This window comes from Marinobacter sp. SS5-14b, assembly GCF_030541005.1.
Classification (GTDB): Bacteria; Pseudomonadota; Gammaproteobacteria; order Pseudomonadales; family Oleiphilaceae; genus Marinobacter.
The window spans coordinates 471,053-494,390 of sequence record NZ_JASSVM010000002.1 but is presented as its reverse complement, the minus strand read 5'-3'; the positions used below and the strand labels follow the sequence as shown (position 1 = coordinate 494,390).

At 59.8% G+C, this 23,338-nt stretch carries 16 protein-coding genes; 5 read left to right on the top strand and 11 right to left on the bottom strand.

Features of this window, described 5'->3' with window-relative positions; translation table 11 throughout:
- Window positions 1–22: 22 nt before the first annotated feature.
- The gene (locus QPL95_RS06175) at window positions 23–469 is read left to right on the top strand and encodes a potassium channel family protein (RefSeq protein WP_303290130.1); all 447 of its coding nucleotides are present in this window, start codon (window positions 23–25) and stop codon (window positions 467–469) included.
- A 5-nt stretch (window positions 470–474) separates the two neighbouring features.
- Here the strand turns inward: QPL95_RS06175 and QPL95_RS06170 are convergent, their stop codons facing one another.
- The 4 genes from QPL95_RS06170 to QPL95_RS06155 all read right to left on the bottom strand — a co-directional run bounded on the left by QPL95_RS06170 (window position 475) and on the right by QPL95_RS06155 (window position 8,677).
- Window positions 475–3,705, bottom strand: coding sequence for an efflux RND transporter permease subunit (locus QPL95_RS06170; RefSeq protein ID WP_303290129.1), 3,231 nt, complete (start codon window positions 3,703–3,705; stop codon window positions 475–477).
- 5 nt (window positions 3,706–3,710) lie between these two features.
- Window positions 3,711–4,766, bottom strand: a complete 1,056-nt coding sequence (locus tag QPL95_RS06165) for an efflux RND transporter periplasmic adaptor subunit (protein WP_303290128.1) — start codon at window positions 4,764–4,766, stop codon at window positions 3,711–3,713.
- A 63-nt stretch (window positions 4,767–4,829) separates the two neighbouring features.
- Entirely contained in the window at window positions 4,830–6,470 is a 1,641-nt protein-coding gene (locus QPL95_RS06160) for a BCCT family transporter (protein WP_303290127.1), read from the bottom strand.
- Between the two features lie 176 nt (window positions 6,471–6,646).
- On the bottom strand, window positions 6,647–8,677 hold the full coding sequence (locus tag QPL95_RS06155; RefSeq protein WP_303290126.1) for a TonB-dependent receptor: 2,031 nt from the start codon (window positions 8,675–8,677) through the stop codon (window positions 6,647–6,649).
- Between the two features lie 254 nt (window positions 8,678–8,931).
- On the opposite strand from QPL95_RS06155, the gene gdhA reads away from it, so the two are divergent.
- The 4 genes from gdhA (at window position 8,932) to QPL95_RS06135 (ending at window position 14,728) form a co-directional block, all read left to right on the top strand.
- Window positions 8,932–10,281 (top strand): NADP-specific glutamate dehydrogenase, encoded by a 1,350-nt coding sequence (gene gdhA / locus QPL95_RS06150; RefSeq protein ID WP_303290125.1) that lies wholly within the window; start codon window positions 8,932–8,934, stop codon window positions 10,279–10,281.
- Window positions 10,282–10,288: 7 nt separating this feature from the next.
- On the top strand, window positions 10,289–12,865 hold the full coding sequence (locus QPL95_RS06145) for a PEP/pyruvate-binding domain-containing protein (protein ID WP_303290124.1): 2,577 nt from the start codon (window positions 10,289–10,291) through the stop codon (window positions 12,863–12,865).
- Between the two features lie 62 nt (window positions 12,866–12,927).
- Complete coding sequence (locus QPL95_RS06140; protein ID WP_303290123.1) at window positions 12,928–14,193, top strand: sensor histidine kinase KdpD; 1,266 nt, start codon at window positions 12,928–12,930, stop codon at window positions 14,191–14,193.
- Between the two features lie 4 nt (window positions 14,194–14,197).
- Window positions 14,198–14,728 carry a response regulator transcription factor gene (locus QPL95_RS06135; protein WP_303290122.1) on the top strand — a complete coding sequence of 177 codons (531 nt, stop codon included), beginning with the start codon at window positions 14,198–14,200 and terminating at the stop codon, window positions 14,726–14,728.
- On the opposite strand, the gene QPL95_RS06130 is transcribed toward QPL95_RS06135, so the two are convergent.
- The 7 genes from QPL95_RS06130 to QPL95_RS06100 form a co-directional block, all read right to left on the bottom strand.
- Window positions 14,714–16,432, bottom strand: a complete 1,719-nt coding sequence (locus tag QPL95_RS06130; protein ID WP_303290121.1) for a SulP family inorganic anion transporter — start codon at window positions 16,430–16,432, stop codon at window positions 14,714–14,716. The two genes, QPL95_RS06135 and QPL95_RS06130, sit on opposite strands and share 15 nt — an antisense overlap.
- A gap of 7 nt (window positions 16,433–16,439) precedes the next feature.
- A complete protein-coding gene (locus QPL95_RS06125) occupies window positions 16,440–17,306 on the bottom strand; it encodes an MBL fold metallo-hydrolase (RefSeq protein WP_303290120.1) in 867 nt (288 codons plus the stop codon).
- Between the two features lie 92 nt (window positions 17,307–17,398).
- Window positions 17,399–18,904 carry a diguanylate cyclase gene (locus QPL95_RS06120; RefSeq protein ID WP_303290119.1) on the bottom strand — a complete coding sequence of 502 codons (1,506 nt, stop codon included), beginning with the start codon at window positions 18,902–18,904 and terminating at the stop codon, window positions 17,399–17,401.
- A gap of 87 nt (window positions 18,905–18,991) precedes the next feature.
- Window positions 18,992–19,612, bottom strand: coding sequence for a tetratricopeptide repeat protein (locus QPL95_RS06115; protein ID WP_303290118.1), 621 nt, complete (start codon window positions 19,610–19,612; stop codon window positions 18,992–18,994).
- Entirely contained in the window at window positions 19,609–20,391 is a 783-nt protein-coding gene (locus QPL95_RS06110; protein WP_303290117.1) for an SDR family oxidoreductase, read from the bottom strand. Before QPL95_RS06110 ends, QPL95_RS06115 begins: the two co-directional genes overlap by 4 nt.
- Window positions 20,378–22,582: an AMP-binding protein gene (locus tag QPL95_RS06105; RefSeq protein ID WP_303290116.1), complete on the bottom strand. Its 2,205-nt coding sequence runs from the start codon at window positions 22,580–22,582 to the stop codon at window positions 20,378–20,380. Before QPL95_RS06105 ends, QPL95_RS06110 begins: the two co-directional genes overlap by 14 nt.
- Window positions 22,566–23,276 carry a thermostable hemolysin gene (locus QPL95_RS06100; RefSeq protein ID WP_303290115.1) on the bottom strand — a complete coding sequence of 237 codons (711 nt, stop codon included), beginning with the start codon at window positions 23,274–23,276 and terminating at the stop codon, window positions 22,566–22,568. The genes QPL95_RS06105 and QPL95_RS06100 overlap by 17 nt, the downstream gene beginning before the upstream one ends.
- Between the last annotated feature and the right edge of the window lie 62 nt (window positions 23,277–23,338).

The window sequence follows — 23,338 nt, the reverse complement described above, 5'->3', positions numbered from 1 at the left end:
GCCCGAGCAGGAACCCGACACAATGCAGAGCACCCACGATACCCTGTTGAACGTTACCCTGCTCAACGGTTCGCTGGTGTGCATCGTGGTGTTCATCCACAACGAAACCCTGCTTCGGCTCAGTACCACACTCAGCAAGATGAGACGAAGCCACCACTTCCGTTTGATTGTCGCCGTGCTCGGATGCCTCACATCACACGCACTTCAGGTCTGGATTTTCGCGACGGCGTTCTGGTTCATGCATCATGCCGAAGGCTGGGGGCAGTTGCTGGGCAACTTTAACGGCAGTCTGCTGGACTGCGTATACTTTTCGTTCACCACCTTCACCACCCTGGGGTACGGCGATATCGAGCCCGTCGGACAATTGCGCTATCTAACGGGCATCGAAGGCCTTACCGGCTTCCTGCTGATCACCTGGAGCGCCTCATTCCTGTTCCTGGAAATGCAGCGCTACTGGCCCGCCCGCTAGCGGCTTCAAACCCACTTGCAGCGGGCCAGGGTGTAGTACAGCAATGGCACCACAATCACCGTGAACAGCGTGGACATGGCCAGCCCGAACACCAGCGAAATCGCCAGGCCGTTGAAGATCGGGTCGCTGAGGATGAAGTAAGCCCCTACTACGGCAGACACCGCAGTCAGCGCAATGGGCTTGATCCGCACGGCACCGGCCAGCACCACCGCCTTCTCCAGCTCCATGCCTTCGTCCAGCAGCTGCTTGATAAACACCACCAGCAGGATGGAATTACGTACGATAATCCCCGCCAGGGCGATCATGCCGATCATACTGGTGGCGGTGAATTCCTTACCCAGAAGGGCATGGCCGGGCATGATGCCGATCATGGTCAGCGGAATCGGCGCCATGATCACCAGCGGCAGGATGTAGGAGCGGAACTGGGCCACCAGCAGTACGAAGATCATGAACACACCCACACTGTAGGCAGCGCCCATATCCCGGAAGGTTTCGTAGGTGATCTGCCACTCGCCATCCCATTTCAGGGTGCCTTTTTCCGGCAGTGGCGGTTGCTGGATAAAGAACTGCTCCGGTGCCTGCTCCTGCTCGTTCAGCAAACTGACCATCCGGAACATGCCGTATAGCGGTGAATCAATCTCGCCGGCCATATCCGCCGTCACGTAGGTCACCGGCAGCAAGTCCTTGTGATAGATAGCGCCCATCCAGTCCGCTTCCCGCACCTCGGCCACACTGGCCAGCGGCACCAGCTCGCCACTGCGGCTACGCACCTTGATGGACAACAGGGCAGACGGCTGGGCCTTGTCGGCTTCAGACAAAATCACCCTGATTGGCACCGGGTACTTGGCCTGTTCATCGTGCAGGTAACTGACGTTAACCCCGCCCAGGGTGGTCTGCAGGGTAGCCACCACCTGGGCCTGGGAAACACCCAGCCGGGCCGCCCGGGCCCGGTCCACCACCACTTCCCACTGACGGGTAGGTGCTTCCAGGGTGGTGTCGATATCCACCAGCCCCTCAATGTTTGCCATATCTCCGGCAATCAGGTTGGCCAGCTCCGCCCGGCGGAAGCCATCGGCGGCGTAGACTTCCGCTACCAGCGGCGACATCACCGGCGGCCCCGGCGGCACTTCCACCATTTTCACCTTGGCGCCGTACCTGTCGGCAATCTCGGTGAGCGGGCCACGAAGGGTCTGGGTGATGTCATGGGAGGGACGGCTGCGCTCCTCCGCGCTGGCCAGGTTGACCTGGATATCACCCTGGTAGGGCTCGCTGCGCAGATAATACTGGCGCACCAGGCCGTTGAAATTGATTGGTGACGCGGTACCGGCATAAGCCTGCCAGTTATCCACTTCGTCCACGGTTTCCAGGTAATGGCCCATTTCCGTCAGCACCCGCTGGGTTTGCTCCATGGGTGTGCGCTCGGGCATATCCACCACCACCTGCAATTCCGACTTGTTGTCGAAAGGCAGCATTTTCAGGATCACCGCCTGGAACACCGGCAAAGAGGTGGCGCCCAGCGTCAGCAGGACCACCCCAAGCGCCAGCAAACGCCGGCGCCAGGCGTGTTCACCCAGAAACGGCCCCAGCACGGTATTGAAAATTTTCAGGGACACCGGGCTGACGCCATCGGCAGAGCTGCCGGAATCGCCATCCTCTTCCAGGGCCTCGCCTTTCTTGTGCTTGAGCAGCCGGAAGGCCAGCCAGGGCGCCACCACAAACGCCACAACCTGGGACACCACCATACCGGCCGATGCGTTGATCGGAATCGGGCTCATGTAGGGGCCCATCAGCCCGGACACAAACGCCATGGGCAGCAGGGCCGCCATGATGGTCAGGCTGGCCATGATGGTGGGTGTACCCACTTCATCCACTGCTACCGGGATAATATCCTTGATGGCCCTGCGGCTGTTCTGGATGCGACGGTTAATGTTCTCGGTGATGACAATGCCGTCGTCCACCAGGATGCCGATGGAAAAGATCAGCGCGAACAGCGAGACCCGGTTCAGGGTAAAGCCCCAGGCCCAGGAAAACACCAGGGTCAGCAGCAGGGTGATCAGCACCGAAATACCGACGATCAGCGCCTGGCGCCAGCCCATAAAGGCGAGCACCAGCAGCATCACCGCCAGGGTGGCGGAGACCAGGTCGGAAATCAGCTTCTGCGCCTTGTCAGACGCGGTCACTCCGTAGTCACGGGTTACCAGCACCTCCACGTCAGCCGGCAGTGCCCGGTTGCGCAGCTGGCCCAGGCGCTGTTCGATTGCGGTGGTGATATCAATGGCGTTTTCACCCGGTTTCTTGGCAATCGCGAGGGTGACCGCCGGGTAGACATCGCCGGCCTTCCCTGCCCGCTCGTCGCCATGGGCCGGTCCGAAGCCCGCCAGCACGCTCTGGTCGGGTACGGTACTGCCGCGACGAACCTCCGCCACATCATCCAGGTACACAGCCGCGCCCTGGTGCATCCCCACCACCAGGCGCTTTACGTCTTCGAGGGACTGCAACAGGGTACCGGCCTGCACCGGTATCGAGAGATTATCCCGGGTTACCCGGGCTTCCTGGCTGGAGGCGTTGGCAGACTGCAGGGCACTTTCGATATCCGCCGTGGTCAGGCCGAAACCGGCCAGCAGAGCCGGATCAAATACGATATCCACCCGGTCGGGCACGCCGCCCACTGTGTAGATATCCCGGGTACCGGGTACCCGCTTCAGGGCCACTTCCAGCATATGGGCCAGGCGGGTAAGTTCTTCCCCGCTGTGGGTGCCGGTGGGGTCATACAGTGTCAAGGTCATCACCGGTACATCATCAATGCCCCGGGGTTTTATGACCGGCTGGGAGGCGCCGAGATTCTGCGGCAACCAGTCCTGGTTCGAATACACCTGGTTGTACAGCCGAACCAGGGCGTCCTGGCGGGCGATGCCCACCTCGAACTGCACGGTGATCACCGCCTGGCCCTGACGGGACACGGAATACACGTGCTTCACGCCCTTGATTTCGCTCATTACCTGCTCGGCAGGTGTGGCAATGGCGCTTTCAACCTCCCGGGTGCTGGCACCGGGCATGGCCACCATGATGTCCGCCATGGTGACATCAATCTGAGGTTCTTCTTCCTTGGGTGTCACCACGACAGACAGGACACCAAGAATAATCGCAAGGATCGCCAGCAGCGGCGTCAGGTGGTTGTTCTGGAATACCCGGGCAATGGCTCCGGACGGGCCGACCGGCGGCAGGTTATCGCTCACGGCCGTTACTCCCCTTTGGTTCCGGAATCTTCGGTCAGGTTCAGCCGTTCGCTACCCACCAGCACCTGTGGATTGGCCACCACCCGCTCGCCTTCGGACAGCCCGGCCAGCACTTCCAGGCGACCCTCATCCCGGGCGCCAACTCGGACCTGGCGCAGGCGTGGTTGATCCTTCTGATCCATCACGAATACCGCCCGCAGCTCGCTACGCTGCACCAGGGCGCTGGCGGGAACCCAGAGGGCATCCCGGCTGGCCACCGGCACTCCCACTTTCACCAGCATGCCCGGGAACAGACTGCCATTGGGTTCGTTCAAACGCAGGCGTAACCGGAAGGTATGAGTCTCGGGGTTGGCATAGGGGTAGAACGTCAGCTCGCCGGTTTCCAGCACCCGGCCGTCGGCCAGGGTAACGGTAGCCTGGCGCTCGCTGCGGGCCAGGTCGGCGTACTTCTGGGGCAGGTCCACCACCACCCGCAGCTGCTCCAACGTCAAGCCGCTGAGCAAGGGCTGGCCCGGGTTGACCGACTCACCCAACTCGACATGGCGCTCAGTCAGAATGCCACCGTACGGAGCAATGATGCGGGTGTAGTCCAGTTGCTTCTGCGCCTCAGTAACGGCTGCCTCAGCCCGCTCCACCCGGGCCTGAGCGGCACTGAGATTATTCCTGGCCTGATCAAATTCCTGCCGGGATACCAGGCCCCGCTCATGAACGGCTTCGATGCGGGTGAACTGCTGTCGGGCGTTCTGCAATCCCGAGCGGGCTTCTTCTAACCCGGCTTCGGCTTGCCTCAGGCGCGACTGCTGCTCGCTGTCTTCAAGGCGCACGATCAGGTCACCGGCTGCTACCGAATCATCCACATCAAAAGGCAATTCGACCACTGTGCCACTGGTCTGGGCCGATACGGTGCTTTGCTGTACCGCCTCGATCAGCCCGTCAAGATGCACCATTTCATGCAACGAAGCCCGGGTAACACTAACGGTCTGCAGCTCCTCTGCCTGTCCGGCAGCCGGAATCAGTAGCCAGGGTGCCAGCATCCACCCCAGCAGCGCGCGCTTGGCCATCCACTTATTCCTTTTTGGTATTTGCTAATAACCACATTCTAGCACCCTTTCCGCAAAGCAGAATCAGGCCTGAGGCTTCTTTTGTGCGTCATTTTCCGGAGCGTCCGGATCATCCACACCCGTCTCTTCAGACTGATTCCACCCTTTGTCGCCGAAATCATCGTGTTCGGCCAACAGCCTGAGCAGGCGCTCCCGGGTCATGGCTTCGTGCAATTCGATCTGCCGCTGCTCATTGCGCAACGATTTCAGCAACGCAGTCGCCATAAAGATCATCAGCACCATGAACGGGAAGGCGGCCAGTATGGAAATGGTCTGCAATGCTTCCAGCCCGCCACTCAGCAACAGTACACCGGCCACCGATACCTGCACTATGCCCCAGGTCAAACGGGACCAGCGTTTCGGGTTGAGCACGCCTTTGCTGGTAAACATCCCCAATACAAAAGTAGCTGAGTTGGCGGAGGTAATAACGAATAATACGATCAGCACCAACATCAAGCCGCCCAGAATGGCGGTGCCAGGCAGATACTCCAGCGTCGCGAACAGCGCCGAACTCATTTCGGTCACCACCGCGTCGCCCAGAGCCGCCCCTTCGAACAGTTCGAAATACAGCGCCGAACCGCCAAAAGTTGAGAACCAGACAATACTCAACAGAACCGGCATGCCAATCACCCCGAACACAAACTCCCGGATGGTGCGCCCGCGGGAAATACGGGCTATAAAACTGCCGACAAACGGCGCCCACGATAGCCCCCAGGCCCAGTAGAAAATGGTCCAGCGCTCTACCCAGTCATCGCCCGTGTATGGGGTCATCACCAGGCTCATGCCCACCATGTTGGAGAAATAATCTCCGATGGCGTTGGTCATCACCGCGGTAATAAAATCCGTGGGGCCGAAGAAGAAGACGAAAACCAGCAGGCCCCCTGCCAGTACCATGTTGGCATCACTCACGTAGCGGATACCGCTTTCCAGCGGCGCCAGCGAACACAGCAGAAATACCGCGGCCACACCCGCCAGGATGAACAGCTGCTGGCTGACCCCGAATGCCGTGCCGGCCACCGCCCCCAGACCACTGTTAATCTGGATAACCCCCAGCCCGAGTGTGGTGGCAACCCCGAACACCGTGGAGACCACCGCCAGGATATTGATGGCATGGCCGGCACCGGAATCCACACGGTCGCCCATGGTGGAGCGGAAGGCCTCACTGATCAGCCCCGGGCGCTGCAGCCGGAAGCGCACATAGGCAATGGCCAGCCCCACCAGAGCGAAGTTCGCCCATTGGTGAAAGCCCCAGTGAAACAGCGAATAGCGCATGGCCATACTGGCTGCCTGAGGACTTTCCGGAGCTGCGGAGCCAAAGGGCGGTGAGACAAAATGGCTCATGGGTTCGGCCACGGCCCAGAACACCAGGCCCACACCCATGCCTGCCGAGAAGATCATCCCCAGCCAGGTGAGATAGGAAAACTCCGGCGCCTCACCGTCTGCGCCCAAACGGATCTTGCCGTAATTGCCTCCCGCAATGGCGATGCAGAACACCAGGAAACCCGAGGTCGCAAACAGATAAAGCCAGCCAAAATGCAAAGTGGTGAACTCAAGGGCCGCCTGAGCATAAAACGACAGTTGTTCCGGCATCAGCCCGCCCGCAACCACAAACAGAACCAGCAGAATGAAAGAGCAATAGAAAACCCAACCGGGGCGGTGATTCATGGCAAATCCGATAATTTAGAGGTGCGTGTATTTCAACCTCATTCTAGCGGGATTGGCGGGCAGTTCCGAACGGCGCCCGGAAGGTAAATAAAAAAGCCCCGGGCAGATTGAGAATCGGCCCGGGGCACAAATGTCACCCGCCGGCTATGAGAAGCGGGTAACCGCCATAATCGTCTTTACCACCGGGCCGTGAGTGCTGCGCGCAAGGTACGGCCGGGTTCGTTGACCCGGAACACACCACCATCACCCAAATTGTCTTTACTCACGTGGCTAGCCCAGGTTTTGTCGAAGACATTATCGACCGCCCAGGTCAGGCTCAAGTTAGCCATAAGCGGGTGGGTGCCAGACAGGTTGAACACGCCGTAACCTGGCGAAGTACTCGGATCCAGCCCCCCGTCCGCCACCAGGTCTACCCGGTCCTGCCGGCGGGCCAGCTGCCATTCTGCCTCTAGGGTGTGGCCCTGATGATGCCAGCCAAGGGTCTGGATAAACTGAATCGGCGGAATCCGCGGCAGCGCCTTGTCGGCATCCCGGTTTTCACCCCTTACAGACGCCAGCTTGCTGTTGGTGCTCCAGGTACCGTTGCTCCAGCCCAGCTGACCTTCAACGCCCAGCAGGCGGGCATCGATGTTGGTGTACCGGGTATCCGTAGTGCCGTTCGCATTACGAATATCAAAGCGGTAAACATAGTCATCCACCTGATCGACCCATACCGCCGGCCGCCATGTCCAGTCACCCTCGCGGCCCGACAGGCTTGCCTCCAGCTTGTAGTGCTTTTCGGTCTCCAGGTCCGGGTTACCCACCCAGCTGCCTTTCATGGTTTTCTGGGCCACATAACGCTCGTTCACGCTCGGCGACCGGACACTGTGGCTGGCAGTAACTTCAAAAGTCTGGCGTGGGGAGAAACGCCATTCGCCGGTCACGAAACCACTGACGTTATCGTCATTCGCCTCGGCATCTGTTGCACCATACTCAGACGCATACAAGGCTGAAGGTGAAAAGCTCATCCCACCCATGGGTGAAGGGGTGAACGTCTGCTCCGCGCGAGTCGCATCCATCGCTATCCGGTCGTAACGAATACCGGCACCCAATCGGGTATTTATGCGAATCTGGTGGAAGGCCTCAACAAATACACCCACACGATCACGCTCAACACCTGGCCACATCAGGGATGCTTCGTTGGTGAGGTTCATGCCGTTATACATGGTGGCATCCCACTCATTGCTTTCCACATCGACACCGATGGCAATGTCTTTGGTGAAGTTAATGGTCTGATCCAGTACCAGACGGGCACCCTGGGTGCGGGTTTCCGAGTTGGTCTGCATTTTCATGGGCGATTCACGCAGACTGAAGTTGTCCATCACGTGATCCACATCCGCCTGCCAGGCCATCAGGTTCCAGCCGCCATTGGCCACCGGCGCACCCAGCTCCAGTCGATACAGGTCGGTGTCGGTTTTGGGTGCATCCATACCCCGGCCCGGGAACTTCACATCCCGCTCTTCCTGGCGGCTGACCAGGCCTTTGATGTAGAAACCGTTGTCCGCTGTCCAGGCGCCATCCACCCGGCCTTCGGTGTTTTCGTAGGAGCTGCGGACTTCGTTACCGTCGCCGTCTTCGTAGTCGTCCGCTTCGTCGTAGCCGCCGGCCAATCGAATGAAGGCATCCTTGCTACCGGCCGCTACGCTGCCGTTCACCAGTTTGCCTTCGCCATTATCGGCGCCGCCCAGCGTCAGGTGGCCGGTTGTGCGGTTGTCATCAGCAAATTCCGGGGCTGCAGTGGTGGCCACCACCTGGCCACCGGCAATCGGACCCCAGCGCAGGGTGCGGTTACTGGTGCGTACTTCCAGCACCGGCGCCAGCGCCGTGCTGAGCCGGCTGGTGGGCGGGTCCATCCGGCTCGGGCAGGCGCCCTCCACCCGCATACCATCCAGCAATACCTCAACCCGGTCTTCATTCTGGCCACGGATAACCGGGTCCAGGCCACGGCCACCCATTCGGGACAGCGACACAGACGCATCAGACGACAAACGTTGTACCGGCTCGGTCTGGATAGCCGCCTCGGAAAGTCTTGCAGACTCGGCAGACTGGCCTTCGGTTACGCGGATTAAAAGCGCGTCTTGTGTTTCGTTCTGAGCATGGGCAAGGGGAGCTATGGCGCAACCAGCCACAATGAGACTGATACAGCGTGCCAGATCGTGTTTTACCATTCGGGAGGGTCCTTTATTTACCGCACTGGACATTGGAAATAACAAGTTATGGCGGAATTGTAAGGCGCCTTCCTTCCCGTGGCTTGAGACACAATGCCGCACCCCGTTGGAGGTATTCATGGTAGGGTGCACCGGCCAATATTCAGGCCGACAGCTTGCCAAAGGGTGACCTGTTGTGGTGCAATCACTGCCCTTTTTTTGGGCAGCTGCATTTGCATGCAGCTTTCAATACGCGTATTCCGAGGGCTCCTCACATGACTGCAAAACTCGACGAAAAGCTGGAACCGATTTTTCAGGACGTTCTGCACCGCAATCCCGGCGAAAGCGAATTCCATCAGGCGGTCCACGAAGTTCTGGAAACGCTGGGGCCCGTTCTGGTGAAATACCCGGAGTTCGCCGACAAGAAGATCATCCAGCGTATTTGCGAGCCCGAGCGCCAGATCATCTTCCGTGTACCCTGGCAGGACGACAGCGGCGAGATTCACATCAACCGCGCTTTCCGGGTCGAATTCAACAGTGCTCTGGGGCCCTATAAAGGTGGCATGCGTTTCCACCCGTCTGTGTACCTGGGCATCATCAAGTTCCTGGGCTTTGAACAGATTTTCAAGAACGCTCTGACCGGCCTGCCTATCGGCGGCGGTAAAGGCGGCAGCGATTTTGATCCGAAGGGCAAGTCTGACGACGAAATCATGCGTTTTTGCCAGAGCCTGATGACCGAATTGTACCGCCACCTGGGCGAATACACCGACGTACCTGCGGGAGATATCGGCGTAGGCGGCCGCGAGATTGGCTACATGTTTGGCCAGTACAAGCGTATTACCAACCGGTATGAGTCCGGCGTGTTCACCGGCAAGGGCCTGGACTGGGGCGGCAGCCGCGCCCGTACCGAAGCCACCGGCTACGGCACCGTGTTCTTCACCCAGGAAATGCTGAAAGCCCGCGGCGATTCGCTGGAAGGCAAAACCGTGGTGGTTTCCGGATCTGGTAACGTCGCTATCTACGCCATCGAGAAAGCGCACCAGCTTGGTGCAAAGGTGATTGCCTGCTCCGACTCCCAGGGCATTATCGTGGACGAAAACGGCATCGACCTTCAGACCGTCAAGCGCATCAAGGAAGTGGAGCGTCGCCGTATCAGCGCCTACACTGAATACCACAAAGGCGCCAAGTACGTGGAAGACGGCAATATCTGGAGCGTGCCCTGTGACGTAGCGCTGCCCTGTGCAACCCAGAACGAGCTCAATGGCAGCGATGCCAAGACCCTGGTTGAAAACGGCTGTATCGCGGTCGCCGAAGGTGCCAACATGCCGACCACACCGGAAGGCATCATCCTGTTCCAGGAAGCCAAAATTGCCTACGGCCCGGGCAAAGCCGCCAACGCCGGCGGTGTAGCTACGTCAGCGCTGGAAATGCAGCAGAACGCCAGCCGTGACTCCTGGACCTTTGACTACACCCAGAAGCGTCTTGAGGAAATCATGATCGATATCCACAAGAACTGTTATGAAACGGCCGCCGAGTTCGGCTTCCAGGGCAATTATGTGCTGGGCGCGAACATCAATGGCTTCCTTCGGGTTGCCAAGGCCATGAACGCCATGGGCGTTATCTGATCCGGCCATGAACGGCGAAGAGCCTCTTCAGTCCACAGACCGGGTATCCACCGGACTGGCCGGGCTGGATGAGGTTCTCGATGGCCTTCGAATCGGCGATAACGTTGTCTGGCGGGTTTCCGACCTCGACGATTATCGCCGGTTTGTTCTTCCTTTTGTCGATGCTGCGGCTGAATCCGGCCGGCACATCATCTATCTTCGCTTTGGCGAACACCCCCCTGTCCTCGAACCACACCCTGCCGTTCGCACCATCGAAATCGATGCTCTTGGCGGCTTTGAAAGCTTTACCAGCCGAGTCTGGCACCTGATCGAACAGCATGGCCGTGGTGCCTTTTATGTGTGCGACAGCCTGAGTGAGCTGCTCAACGCCTGGGCGACGGACGCCATGGTGGGTAATTTTTTCCGCGTGGTATGCCCGTTTCTGTTCGAACTGGACACCGTCGCCTGGTTTGCCCTGAATCCGGCCCGGCATTCCCGGATGACCCTCGACCGCATTCGTCAGACAACACAAGTCATGCTCGATGCCCACCGCCAGGGCGACAAGGTGCAGATTCACCCGATCAAAGCCTGGCGCCGGCAATCGCCCACCATGTTTCTGCCCCACCGGGAACGGGATGGCCAGTTCCAACCCATCACCGACAGCAGCGACGCCACCCGCTTGCAAGCCAGCCTGGAACTGGAAAACCTGCACCGCCAGCCCCTGCTGGACTACTGGGACAGGCTGTTCCAGGACGCAAGCCGGGCGCTCTCTGAGCGCAACGAGAGCCACATGGCAGACCTTCAGGAACAGGTATTGCAAGTTCTGATTAGCCGCGATCCGCAGATTCTCGAACTGGCTCGCCGTTATTTGTCGCTGGAAGACCTGCTGGCAATCCGCAGCCGGATGGTGGGCAGCGGCTATATTGGCGGCAAGGCAACCGGCATGCTGATCGCCCGGAACATCCTGCTGAACGATGCTCCGGAATTGTGGCAGCAACACCTGGAGCCCCACGATTCCAGCTATCTGGGCACAGACGCCTACTACGCGTTCCTGGTGCACAACGGGCTGTGGCCTGCGATCATGCGCCAGCGATCTGCGGAGGGCTATCTCGCCGAAGCGCCGGCGCTGCAAAAAGGCATCCTGGGCGGGGAGTTTCCTCTTGAGGTGCGGACTGAACTGGAAAGGCTGCTGGACCATTACGGCCAGTACCCCATCCTGGTGCGTTCTTCGAGCCTGCAGGAAGACGGTTTTGGCAACGCGTTTGCGGGCAAATACGACAGCGTCTTTCTGGTGAACCAGGGCGCGCCGGAGCAGCGCCTGCAAGCTCTGGAAGACGCCATCCGGCAGGTTTATGCCTCGTCCATGAGCGAGGATGCCCTGGTGTACCGCAAACAGCGTGGCCTGGATCAACGGGAAGAACCCATGGCCCTGCTGATTCAACGAGTCAACGGCCGCTTTCACAACCAGTATTACTTACCCGACGCCGCCGGCGTCGGGGTCTCCCGCAATACGTTTGCCTGGGACTCCGGCATGGATCCGACAGCGGGCATGGTACGCCTGGTGATGGGGCTGGGCACCCGTGCGGTGGACCGTATAGAGGGCGATCATGCCTGTGTGATGGCGCTGGATCACCCCACCCGCCAACCGTTCCGAAATCAGGATGAAAGCTACCGGTTCTCACAACACCTGGTGGACCTACTCGACCTGGAAACCGGGGCGCTTGAAACCCGCCCCCTGAGCCAGGTTTTGGAAACCACCAGGGATCTGCCCATGCCACACCTGGCAGAAGTGGACCGGGCAGCCAGTACCCGGGCGGAGCAGATCGGCCTCAAGGGCCCGATCTGGCGCCTGACCTTCCGCCCGCTGGTGCAGCGCAGCTCATTCATCGCCCGACTGGCCCATCTCCTCAAAACCCTCGAAGCCGGCTACCAACACCCGGTGGACGTAGAGTTCACCTTGCACCTGAATGAGCAAGGGGAGCCGTCGTTCAACCTGGTGCAATGCAGGCCCCTGGCCACCATTGGTGAAACCGGCCCGGTACAGATTCCGGAGGCCCTTCCCGAACAGAAGCTGCTGTTCCGCACCCACGGGCATTTCATGGGTGGCAATATCAACCTGGCCATAGAACGGGTTATACGTGTCGATGCGTCAGTCTACGCCAACCTGACCACCAGCCAGCGTTATGACGTTGCCCGAGTGGTGGGCGAAACCGTACGATCCAGCAGGGCACCGACCCTGCTGATCGGTCCCGGCCGATGGGGCACCAGCAGTCCGGACCTTGGCGTACCGGTTCGCTTCTCGGATATTGCTGGCGTAGCCGCTCTGGTGGAGGTTTCGGAGAAGGCGGGCGAAATGGTGCCGGACCTATCCTACGGCTCACACTTCTTTCAGGACCTGGTGGAAACCGGCATCGCCTACGCAGCGCTTTTCCCGGAAACCAGCCAGTGCCAGTATCACCCGGATCGCCTGGAGCAAACGCCGATCAGAAATAGCGTCCTCACCGGCCCTGAAGCCGCGGTACACGTCCATGATCTCCGCGACTGCCGCCTACAACTGACCGGCGATGTCGTCAGTCAGCAACTGATCTGCTACTTCACAGATTGACCCCCGACAAACCAATGTACTTTTAAGAGCTCCAGGGACCAACAGACTGCTAGAATGCCGCTATGGAATGGCTCACATACTCCCAGACAGGCTTACGCCAGGCTGCCCGCTATCTGCTCGGCATGCGACTGGCCATTATCACCACTCAACTGGTGGCCATCGCTGTTGCAGAATCGATGATCACCCTGGCCCACCGTGCCGAAGCACTGTTACTCAGCCTGCTCTATGCTGTTCTGGCAACACTCGGCTGGCTGTGGTTCAACCGCCGCCCGCCAAAATCCTCGCTCCCGGTCAGCCTGACCCTGGCGACGGATTTGTTGCTGATCGGCCTGTGGCTTTTCCTGACCGGCGGCTACACCAACCCTCTTGTCTCGGTGCTGTTATTGCCCATTGCGGTTGCCATTATCCTGGTCCCCACCCGCCAAAGCATCGGCCTGACCCTTGCTGGCATTGCCGTCTATACCGCTCTCGTACTCTGGCCGACCCCCGTTACCCATGACCACCACGGCGGCGACCTGGCGCAGTTGCACCTGGTGGGCATGTGGGTCACCTTCGCCCTGACCGCCGGCATTCTGCTACTGGTTGTCGGCACTCTGGCCAGGCGACTCCGGCACCAGCAAAGCCAATTATCCGAGTTCCGGGAAAACCGGTTACGGGACGAGCAGGTTATCGCCCTTGGGTTGTCGGCAGCAGCGGTGGCTCACAGGCTTGGCACGCCCCTGAACACCATGACCCTGCTGCTCGATGAAATCCGTTCAAACACCGCAGGTCAGGCCACTCCGGAGCTGGAGGACGATCTGGAACTGATGAGTCAGCAGGTCAAACTCTGCAGCGGCCATCTGCAACAATTGACCAAAGCTGCGGTCGAAGCAAAAACCGCGCAACTGGAAACCCTGACCGTCCGGGACTGGCTGACCCGGTTAAGGGAGTCCGCCACGCTCTTGTGGCCATCCGGCCCGGTGCAATGGGCGAAAGACTACCCGGACGCCAGAGTGGCGGTCGACGCCACTCTGGACCAGGCCGTGCTGAACCTGCTGGCAAACGCGCTGACCGCCAGCCCCCACTGGGTGGCCGTCAGTAGCCGGCTGACCGGCACTGGGCGAGTGGAAATCGTAGTCGAAGACCATGGAGATGGCCTGGAAGCAGCCATGCTGGGGGCACCCGGCGAAGACATCGTCGATTCCCGAAACGGTCTGGGCGTGGGCCTGTTTCTATCCAATGCCACCATTCAGAGGCTGGGCGGAAACCTGAAAGCCACGACCAGTGAATCAGGGACCACCATGATGATCGACCTGCCGATTGCAGGTAATGAAAGCACCGAGGGCTAGTGAGATGTCAGCACAGGAACAGTGGTTACTGGTGGATGATGACCCGGCCTTCCTGCAGGTTCTGACCCGCTCGCTGGCCCGCAATGGTATCGAGGCCATCACCGCGACTGACCACGACAGCGCACTGAATGCGATTGATGCACACAACTTCAGCCGATGCGTGCTTGACCTCAACCTGGCCGGCGAGAGCGGCCTGCAGCTGCTGCCAGAACTACTCGACAGCGCCCCGGATCTCGACATCCTGGTACTCACCGGATACGGCAGCATTGCCACAGCGGTTGAGGCCATGCGCCGGGGCGCTGTGAACTATCTGTGCAAGCCGGTCACGGTGCAACAACTGATCAACGGTTTCGAACCATTGGAAGCGCCACCGGAGCTTCGCCCCGAACCCCCCTCTGTCGAAGAAATGGAGTGGGAACATATCCAGCGGATACTGAACGAACACGATGGCAATATTTCCGCCACCGCCCGTGCGCTCAACATGCACCGCAGAACCCTTCAGCGGAAGCTGCAGAAACATTCACGCTGGCGATAAGTTAGTCAGCGCCTGCCAGGCCTCATAAGTGCTCAGATGCACCCGGCCTCCCAGATGGCACAAGAGCTCTGTGTCCTTCAAGCGGTCCATGACCGGCCCCTTGACCTCCGACAGGTGCAGCCGCACGCCGGCATCCCGCAGCCGTTCATTGATCGTTTCCAGGCTCTCCAGTGCCGAGGCATCCACCAGGTTCACGGCCGGGCAAACCAGCACCAGATCAGTCAGTTCCGGCTCCCGGGTGATCAGATCCATCACGGTTTCTTCCAGGAACCGGGCGTTGGCAAAGTACAGGCTTTCATCGACCCGCAGAAAGGTGACTTTCGGGCATAGCTCCACGTCGTGCCGCAGGACGTTCCGGAAGTGCTCGGTGCCCGGCACCCGGCCAACAACCGCGCAATGGGGACGGCTGGTGCGGTACAGAAACAGGCCGATGGACAGGGCCACACCGGCAATAATACCCGCCTCAACACTGTGCACCAGCGTCAACAGGATGGTTGCCAGCATGGCGCCGAAATCGGTGCGCGAATAGCGGAAGGTTCGTCCCAGCGCAGGCAGGTCAATCAGGGTTGCGACCGCCACTATAATGGTCGCCGCCAGAGTCGCCTGGGGCAGCCAGGCGATAACCGGGGTCAGGAACAGGGTCGCCAGGGCAATGCCGACAGCAGTGTAGGCGCCAGCCGCAGGGGTTTCTGCACCGGCATCAAAGTTCACCACCGAGCGGGAGAAACCACCTGTGACCGGCATGCCGCCAGAAAAGCCCGAGCTTAAGTTGGCAGTTCCCAGGCCAATCAGCTCCTGGTCGGGATCAATGCGCTGGCGCCGCTTGGCCGCTAGAGTCTGGCCCACGGAAACGGATTCGACAAAACCCACCACACTGATCAACAGGGCGCTGACCGCCAGTTGGGACCAGAGCGCCGGATCCAGGCTCGGCATGGTGAACGACGGCAAGCCCGATGGCACTGTGCCTACCAGCTTCACCCCCTGCTCATCCAGCCGCAACGCCCAGGCCACCAGCGTGGTCGCCAGTACCGCCAGGATGGGCGCAGTTTTGGTGAGGATATCCGCCGCCCGGGCGGCCAGGCCAAGCTTTCTCAGCAGCGGTTTCAGATAACGCCTGGACCACAGCAGAAAAAGCAGAGCGCCCCCGCCCACCAACAGCGTCGGCAGGTTGGTGTCGTTCAGCGATTCCGCCAGCGAACGGCCAATATCCAACAGATTGTGCCCCGAAGACTGGACACCAAAGAGGTGTTTGAGCTGGCTGGTCGCGATGACTATGCCTGATGCTGAGATAAAGCCGGAGATCACCGGGTGGCTGAGGAAATTCGCCAGAAAGCCCAGTTTCATTACGCCCATCACCGTGAGCATCAGGCCCGACATGACAGCAATCAGAACCGCGCCGGCAAGGTAAGCCGAAGTGCCAATCTCCGCCAACGGCGCCAGGGCCGCGGCGGTCATCAGCGACACAACGGCCACAGGGCCCACAGAAAGCGTTCGGCTGGTGCCGAACAGGGCATACACCACCAGAGGCAGGATGCTGGCATACAGCCCGACCTGCGCTGGCAGCCCAGCCAGCAAGGCATAGGCCAGCGACTGGGGAATCAGCATCACCGTGACAATCACCGCCGCAATCAGGTCACTGGTGGCCTGCCCGCGATTGTATTGCGTTGCCCACTGCAGAACAGGCAGATAGCGTTTCAGATTCATGGCCGGCTCAGAACCGGTTAACCGGAACTTTCAGGTAAACCTGGCCGTTATCCTCAGCAGGCGGCATATGGCCCGCACGCATGTTTACCTGTACCGACGGCAGAATCAGCCGGGGCATGTCCAGGGTGGCGTCCCGCTCTGTGCGCATTTTGACAAACTCGTCTTCAGAGACGCCTTCATGGACATGCACGTTGGCCCTGCGTTGCTCGGCCACCGTGGTCATATGGTGATACTCATCCCTCCCCGGCGCCTTGTAGTCATGGCACAGGAATACCCGGGTCTCTGCCGGCAAGCTCAGTACCTTCTGGATGGACCGGTACAGCGTGCGGGCATCACCGCCCGGGAAATCACAGCGGGCGGTGCCGTAATCCGGCATAAACAGAGTGTCGCCCACAAAGGCAGCATCACCGAACACATAGGTGAGGCAAGCCGGAGTATGGCCCGGCGTATGCAGAACCCGGCCTTCCAGATGACCGATGGTGAAGGTGTCGCCTTCCTGAAACAGCCGGTCGAACTGGCTGCCATCCCGGGCAAATTCAGTGCCGGCATTGAAGGCTTTTCCAAAAATATCCTGAACATCGACGATTTTCGCACCGATGCCCGTTTTTCCGCCGAGATGTTCGTGCAGATAGGGTGCTGCTGACAGGTGATCGGCGTGCACGTGCGTTTCCAGAATCCACTCAACGCTCAGACCATTGTCGCGAACGTACTGGATAATCTCATTCGCTGAGCGCACATCGGTACGGCCGGCGGCGTAATCAAAATCCAGCACCGAATCGAGAATCGCGCAGGCCTGGCTGCCAGGATCACGCACGATATAACTGAAGGTATTGGTCGGTTCGTCGAAAAAATGTTGGACGATGGGCTGGCTCATGGGTGTCACCTCTGATCTCGCCTGATCTTAAATTTAGTTCTAAGAATATACCAGAACGATATATGAGGTGAAATGCTGTTTTTTTATATGCGCTATATACCCAGACCATCAATCACGCAGTCCCGGCCGCGCTGTTTGGCAAGATACAGGCGATGGTCCGCGTGATCGATCATCAAGTCTGGCGTCACCGGCTGCCCCGTCAACTCGCCAACACCAATCACACCGGCGCTGGCGGTGAGTGGCAAGGCATGCCCGTTGTAGATAAAGGACTCTTTTCGAACCGCCTCCAGCACCCGCATTACCAGGACTTTGGCATCCGATGCATCAACGCCGGCAAACACCACCAGAAATTCCTCTCCCCCAAACCGGGAAATCACGTCGGTGGTGCGGGTGTGTTGCCTGAGGAGTTCCGCAAACCCCTGCAGGATGAAGTCGCCGCCCAGATGACCAACCGAGTCATTAATCTTCTTGAAGTGATCAATATCAAACATGGCCAGTGCAAAAGGCTCACCCTGCCGATTGCTTCTGGCCAGCAACTCTTGCAACCGGGGGATCAGATATCGCCGGTTGTGCAGTCCGGTGAGCGGGTCCAGAATCGACTGACTCAGCAACTCTTCCTCGAGACGGTGCCGCTCCAGCGCACCCGACAGCAGGCCAGAAACAATGATCAGCAAATCGCCCTGGTCGGTTCGCCAATCCCGCTTTCGCAGTGAGTCGACGCCAAAAAATCCCGTTACCCGGCCCCGAATCCGGATCGGCACACAGAACATCGAACTCACGCCCTGCTCTTGCAGCAGGGCTCGCTCCAGCACTGCGTCGTCCGGCAGGCGATCCACGTCCTCGATAAACACCACCTGATTACGCTCCACCATGGCGTCGATCTGTGTGCGCCACCAGTAGAACTCACCAATCGGCACAGCTTTCTGGCTGTCTTTTAGTGAAGGCACACCGACAGCACACCATTCGTGGGTGTTACTCATCAAGTCATAGCCGTCTGAGAAAGCGTAAAGGTAGGCTCTGTCAACCTGGAAGAAACGGCCAATCGACAAGAGCAGCTCATCAATACATTCATCGATGGTGCCAAAGCCGAGGTTGATAAACTCAGTGGATAACCGGGCGATGAGATTCTGGAAACCGGCCTGAAAGGAAAACTCGGCCTCGCTGTCCCTCAGGCTCTGTTCAAGCACTTTGTAGCGCTGGATATCGTGAAACTGGCCATACCAGAGCGTGCTGCCGTCAGGCTGGCGCTCGGGCTCCGAATGGGCTTCGAACCAGTGAAACTCGCCGCTCTTCAGCTTAAGGCGGGCCTGATAAATCCACGGAGTGAGGTTTTTTGCCGATTCCAGAATACTCTCGCCAACACCGGGCACATCCTCCGGATGAATCACTGAAAATACAACGTCGGCATTTTCATTCAGTAATGCCGGGGGCACACCAAACAGCTTTTGAATCTGATCACTGACAAAGGGGTAGCGGTGGGATGTGCCGTCCGCGCTGAGCCAATAGGTGAACAGAACACCGGGGATACCAGAGGCGAGCTTCTGAAAAAAATCGTGGGGCGGGGCTGCCTGCCGCCCACCATTAGACTTGCTTGCCATCAACCACAGCTCTCCCTGAAGGCGTCACCTACGCTTCTTACAGAAAGTGTAGTCCACCAAAGCAGGTGCAGCTAACCGGTGCCCTTTTTAAAGATTACTCAGCAGACCCTCCGCCTCTCGCTTGCGCCCGATGTCCGCGACTTCGCGGCCCGGACGCCCGGGAGCCATCATTACTTTCTGAAGATAGGCACGGGCCCGCTCCGGTTCGCCCTGATCGATCAGGTAATCGCCGAAGAAATAATTGGCATCTATACCATCGGGGTTAATGGCCAGTGCTTTTTGCAGATAGCCGCGTGCCTTGTCATCATCACCAAAGCCCAGCGGCCAGCCGGGCACCTGATAATAGAGGCTGCCCAGCGACGTGTAGGCAGAACCCTCCAGAGCACTGGCATCCAGCTCCAAAGCCGCTTCCAGAGATACCCGCGCTCGCTTGACCAACCCAAGCGCGCCCAGACCACCCTTGGCACCGGCCCAGGTACTGAGCACAATACCCTGCCAGATCAACGGTTCAGCCCTGTCCGGATAACGCTCCACAAACGCTTCTGCTTCCGTCGCCAGCGCCTCGAACGCCTTTTCCTGATCTTGCTCAGGCAATTGATACCGGATTTCCGCCCAGCGCTGCTGGATACCCGCCAGCTCGGCCGGCAGGTCCGCCGCCCACACCGGCAGGGCTAATAGCCAGGCCGTCATTATGATTGTCCACCTCATGACACAGCTCCTGTATTCAAAAAGCGTCGGATAACCGGCAGTTGTTTCAACATGGCCCTATCCACAATCTTCGGCAGAATGCCGTTAATCACCACAAACAGCTTTTCCGGCCAGCCCAGAAAGCGCCGGCGCTCGTCCTTCGCCATGGCTTTCAGGATTTCCGCCGCCACGGTCTCCGGCGCATCCATCGTGTTACCCAGCGCCCGGTTCAGCTCGGTCACGGCATCCGGGTTCATGGCGGTTGCAGTGGCTCTCGGCGCTACGTAGATAACCTGTAACGGGGTATCGGCCAACTCCCGACGCAGGGCTTCGGTAAAGCCGCGCAGGCCAAACTTGCTGGCACAGTAGGCGGTGTAGCCCGGGAAACCGATGCTGCCGAACGTCGAACCCACAAACACCAGGGCACCAACGCCAGCCTTACGGAAACGCGGGACAAAGTGCTGCGCCACCAGCAGGGCCGAGCGCAGGTTTACCGTGAGCTGGGCATCCAGCTCACTCACCGGCATGGCATCCAGTGCGGCGAACCGGTTTTGCCCGGCGCAGTGGATCACGCCGTCAATGTCGGGGTAGACCTCGCTCAGTTGCTGCAACTGTTCGTCCAGGTTCATACTGGCCAGGTCAAGATACACCGGCAGAACACCCCGGCGATGTGCCAGCTGTTCCAGGCGACGCGTAGCAACCACCACACGGGCACCGGCCTCCAGCAGCGGATCAATCAAAGCCTTGCCGATGCCGCCGGTCCCGCCCAGCAACAGGAAGGTGCGGTCATGCAGCTGCATGGCTTTGCTCCTTGCGACTGGCGGTCACGGGAATGCTGTGCAGCATGTCGCCATACAAGCGATAGACCATGCGGGCAGAATCGATAATGGCCTGTTGATCGTCCGGGTCGGTCATGCTGTTCATCAGGCTGCGGAAGAACTCGAAGTGGTCCTGATCCAGCGCGCCATGGGAGTAAAGGTAACTGAAGGCCTGGTCCGGCAGGCCAAGCTGTTTCTGAATCGCTTCACCCAGGGGCGTGGCCAGCTCCACCGAGGTGCCTTCAAGCACCTGAACCATGCCAAAAAATGCTGCGGGATTGCCGCGATGGATACGGTCGTACAGATAGGCCACCATCAGCTCGATCGAACTGTCCGGACGGCCGTGGCGGATGGCCTCTTTGTCTTCACCGCAGGCGGCCAGATCATTCAGTATCCATTCGTGATGGCCGTATTCTTCCTCGATGTATTCCACCAGTGCCTTGCGCACGAATTCCAGGCGCTCCGGCAGGCGGCCACCACAGGCCATCATTAGCGGCACCGTGTGTTTCACGTGGTGGTATGCCTGGGTCAGAAACCAGGTGTAGCCTTCCAGGCTGAAGCGGCCTTCACGGATGGCTGCAACCACCGGTGCGTTGGCGACATGGGTGCGGGCTTGCGCGGTTTCAGATTGCAATCGGTCAAAAAATGTCATGGTGGGTACTCCCGGGATGGTTGGTTCGGATTGACGGTTTGGAGCGACTGAAGCCGCCCCGTTAACAGGGATGAATAAGGGAAAGGCTTCTGCCATCAGCACCGGTAAGTCAGCCTGTATCTGATGGCGCACGGGGCGACCGTTGGCGGTGACATAGCCTTCGGCCTGAGTCAGTGGTTGCCGGCGCAGATAAACAGCGGCCAGCCTGGCGTAATCCGGCAGTCGGGCGTTCAGATCAGTTAAAGCCGCGCGCAAAGTGTCTGGCGCGCGGCTATCGCGGATCACCAACAAAGCCATGGGTTGCGGTTCGCCGTCTCCGAACACCACGGCCTGGGCGGCGCCCAGAGCCTGAACCAGTTCGCTTTCCAGCCATTCCGGGCTGATGTTCCGGCCAAAGCTGGTAATCAGCAGGTTCTTGGCCCGGCCGTTCACGGTCAGGAAACCCTCCGGGCTCATCGCCCCCAGGTCACCGGTATCCAGCCAGCCCTCGGCTTCCGGCTCATCGCCCAAATAGCCCAGATGGGTGTTGCCGCTGACCAGAATGCGACGGTTGTCATCCACCTTCACCCGCACATGGCTCAGGGGCTGGCCGACGGTGCCCTCGCACTCAGCCCCCGGGACATTCAGTGCCACTACCGAACCGCATTCAGACAAACCATAGCCCTCGTATAGCGGCAGGCCCACAGCGCGCCCTCGGGCCAGCAGGTCGGGGGATACCCGGCCACCACCCACCGCCAGAAACCGGAAGGGCGCGCTGTTCAGCTGGCCCTGCTCGACTGCCTGAACCAGCGCCATGGCCAGTTCTGGCACCAGAATAATGGAGTGCGGCTGATGGCGGTGAATCCCGCTCACCAAGGCCGGTAGATCCAGGCCGCTGCTGCCAGTCATGCCCAGGCTTTGCAGGGGGGCAACGGTGACGGTGGCGCCCATCAGCAGCGGTACATACACGCCGGCTATGTTTTCCAGCAAAGTGGCCAGGGGCAGAATGCACAGATGCTGCTGTAGCGCCACGCCGTCAAGCCGCTCACACAAAGCCATGGTCGTGGCTGCCAGCTGTGCGGCAGACAGGCATACCCCTTTGGGCGTACCGGTACTACCCGAGGTAAAGGTGATTTTGGCGGTCTGCTCCGGCATCCAGGCGGCCGCCGGCGAGACCGGCAAATGCCGAAACCAGACCCCTTCGCCAATCAGCTCGGCATGATCCGCCTCGCCACTGAACAACAGGCAGTCCAACCCGGCCCGCTCAAACAGGTGAGCCGTCTGGCTCGTCGAGAAAAACACCGGCACCGGCACACACACCACGCCCGCCATCAGGCAAGCGAGATCCGCCAGCACCCAGGCGACGGTGTTGTCACCGCACAAACCAGCCCGTTTAACTCCCAAAAGTCGCAACTGGTCAGCCAGGGCCTGAGCCGCCTGCCACATGCGCTGGTAACTCAGCTCCGAATCCGGTCCGCGCAGAGCCAAACGCTCGGGATGCTGCTGAACCCGGGCGTGCAACAACTCAGGCAAGGTAGCCATAGGTACCCCCGACATCCCGGTTGGCCACGCTCACCGCAGGTTCAACCCGTTGCACGAGCTTCAGCAAACCCGCCTCTCGCAGTGCGGCAATGCCATCTGCCACCCGGATGGCCATTACCACCGGATGATGGTCGTAGTAGCGCCCCCAGCCAGCACCACCATCCGGCAGTCTGGCCGGATCCGCTTCAGCCACCACGGAAGTGGCAATGCCCAGGCGATGAAAACTGTTACGCAGCTGATCGGTGCCGGTGCAAACCACCCAGTCATAACCGGCGGAATCCAGCCATACCGACAGGGAGGCAAACAGATAGCGGCTGACGCCCGCCTCAACACCGGCCAGGTGGGCGATTTCAGCAATCCGGCTACGATCAACAGCGGTCTCCGGCATTACCGCCTGTACCGGCGCTGGCAGGTAGTCTTCCAGAAACAGGCGGTCCGTCCCGGCATTACGTACACCTACTGCCGCCATCAGGCTGCCCTGGGCCGTAGTCAACGCCAGCAACGCGGGAATGCGTAATCTCGGTTCTGCTCCGTAGGCCTGCATAAACCGGCGGCGGATAAAGCCCGCCACGGTATCGGCCATAGTGGTGTTCGGGGCAACTTCGCTGAACCACCGCCCGGCACAACGCAACGCCGGAACAAGCTCCGGCGAATCAGACGGGCAGTAAATCGACATCGTCAGCGGATCAGTCATTGGCGCTCTCCAACAGCCTCAGGGCGCAATGCCCTTGAATATGACTGCCAGACTAATGAGCA

Bases quoted from the DNA above. Each gene is read 5' to 3' on its own strand.
- QPL95_RS06175 (WP_303290130.1), top strand. From the start codon at position 23: ATGCAGAGCACCCACGATACCCTGTTGAACGTTACCCTGCTCAACGGT.
- QPL95_RS06165 (WP_303290128.1), bottom strand. From the start codon at position 4,766: ATGGCCAAGCGCGCGCTGCTGGGGTGGATGCTGGCACCCTGGCTACTG.
- QPL95_RS06160 (WP_303290127.1), bottom strand. From the start codon at position 6,470: ATGAATCACCGCCCCGGTTGGGTTTTCTATTGCTCTTTCATTCTGCTG.
- QPL95_RS06155 (WP_303290126.1), bottom strand. From the start codon at position 8,677: ATGGTAAAACACGATCTGGCACGCTGTATCAGTCTCATTGTGGCTGGT.
- gdhA (WP_303290125.1), top strand. From the start codon at position 8,932: ATGACTGCAAAACTCGACGAAAAGCTGGAACCGATTTTTCAGGACGTT.
- QPL95_RS06145 (WP_303290124.1), top strand. From the start codon at position 10,289: ATGAACGGCGAAGAGCCTCTTCAGTCCACAGACCGGGTATCCACCGGA.
- QPL95_RS06140 (WP_303290123.1), top strand. From the start codon at position 12,928: ATGGAATGGCTCACATACTCCCAGACAGGCTTACGCCAGGCTGCCCGC.
- QPL95_RS06135 (WP_303290122.1), top strand. From the start codon at position 14,198: ATGTCAGCACAGGAACAGTGGTTACTGGTGGATGATGACCCGGCCTTC.
- QPL95_RS06130 (WP_303290121.1), bottom strand. From the start codon at position 16,432: ATGAATCTGAAACGCTATCTGCCTGTTCTGCAGTGGGCAACGCAATAC.
- QPL95_RS06125 (WP_303290120.1), bottom strand. From the start codon at position 17,306: ATGAGCCAGCCCATCGTCCAACATTTTTTCGACGAACCGACCAATACC.
- QPL95_RS06120 (WP_303290119.1), bottom strand. From the start codon at position 18,904: ATGGCAAGCAAGTCTAATGGTGGGCGGCAGGCAGCCCCGCCCCACGAT.
- QPL95_RS06115 (WP_303290118.1), bottom strand. From the start codon at position 19,612: ATGAGGTGGACAATCATAATGACGGCCTGGCTATTAGCCCTGCCGGTG.
- QPL95_RS06110 (WP_303290117.1), bottom strand. From the start codon at position 20,391: ATGCAGCTGCATGACCGCACCTTCCTGTTGCTGGGCGGGACCGGCGGC.
- QPL95_RS06105 (WP_303290116.1), bottom strand. From the start codon at position 22,582: ATGGCTACCTTGCCTGAGTTGTTGCACGCCCGGGTTCAGCAGCATCCC.
- QPL95_RS06100 (WP_303290115.1), bottom strand. From the start codon at position 23,276: ATGACTGATCCGCTGACGATGTCGATTTACTGCCCGTCTGATTCGCCG.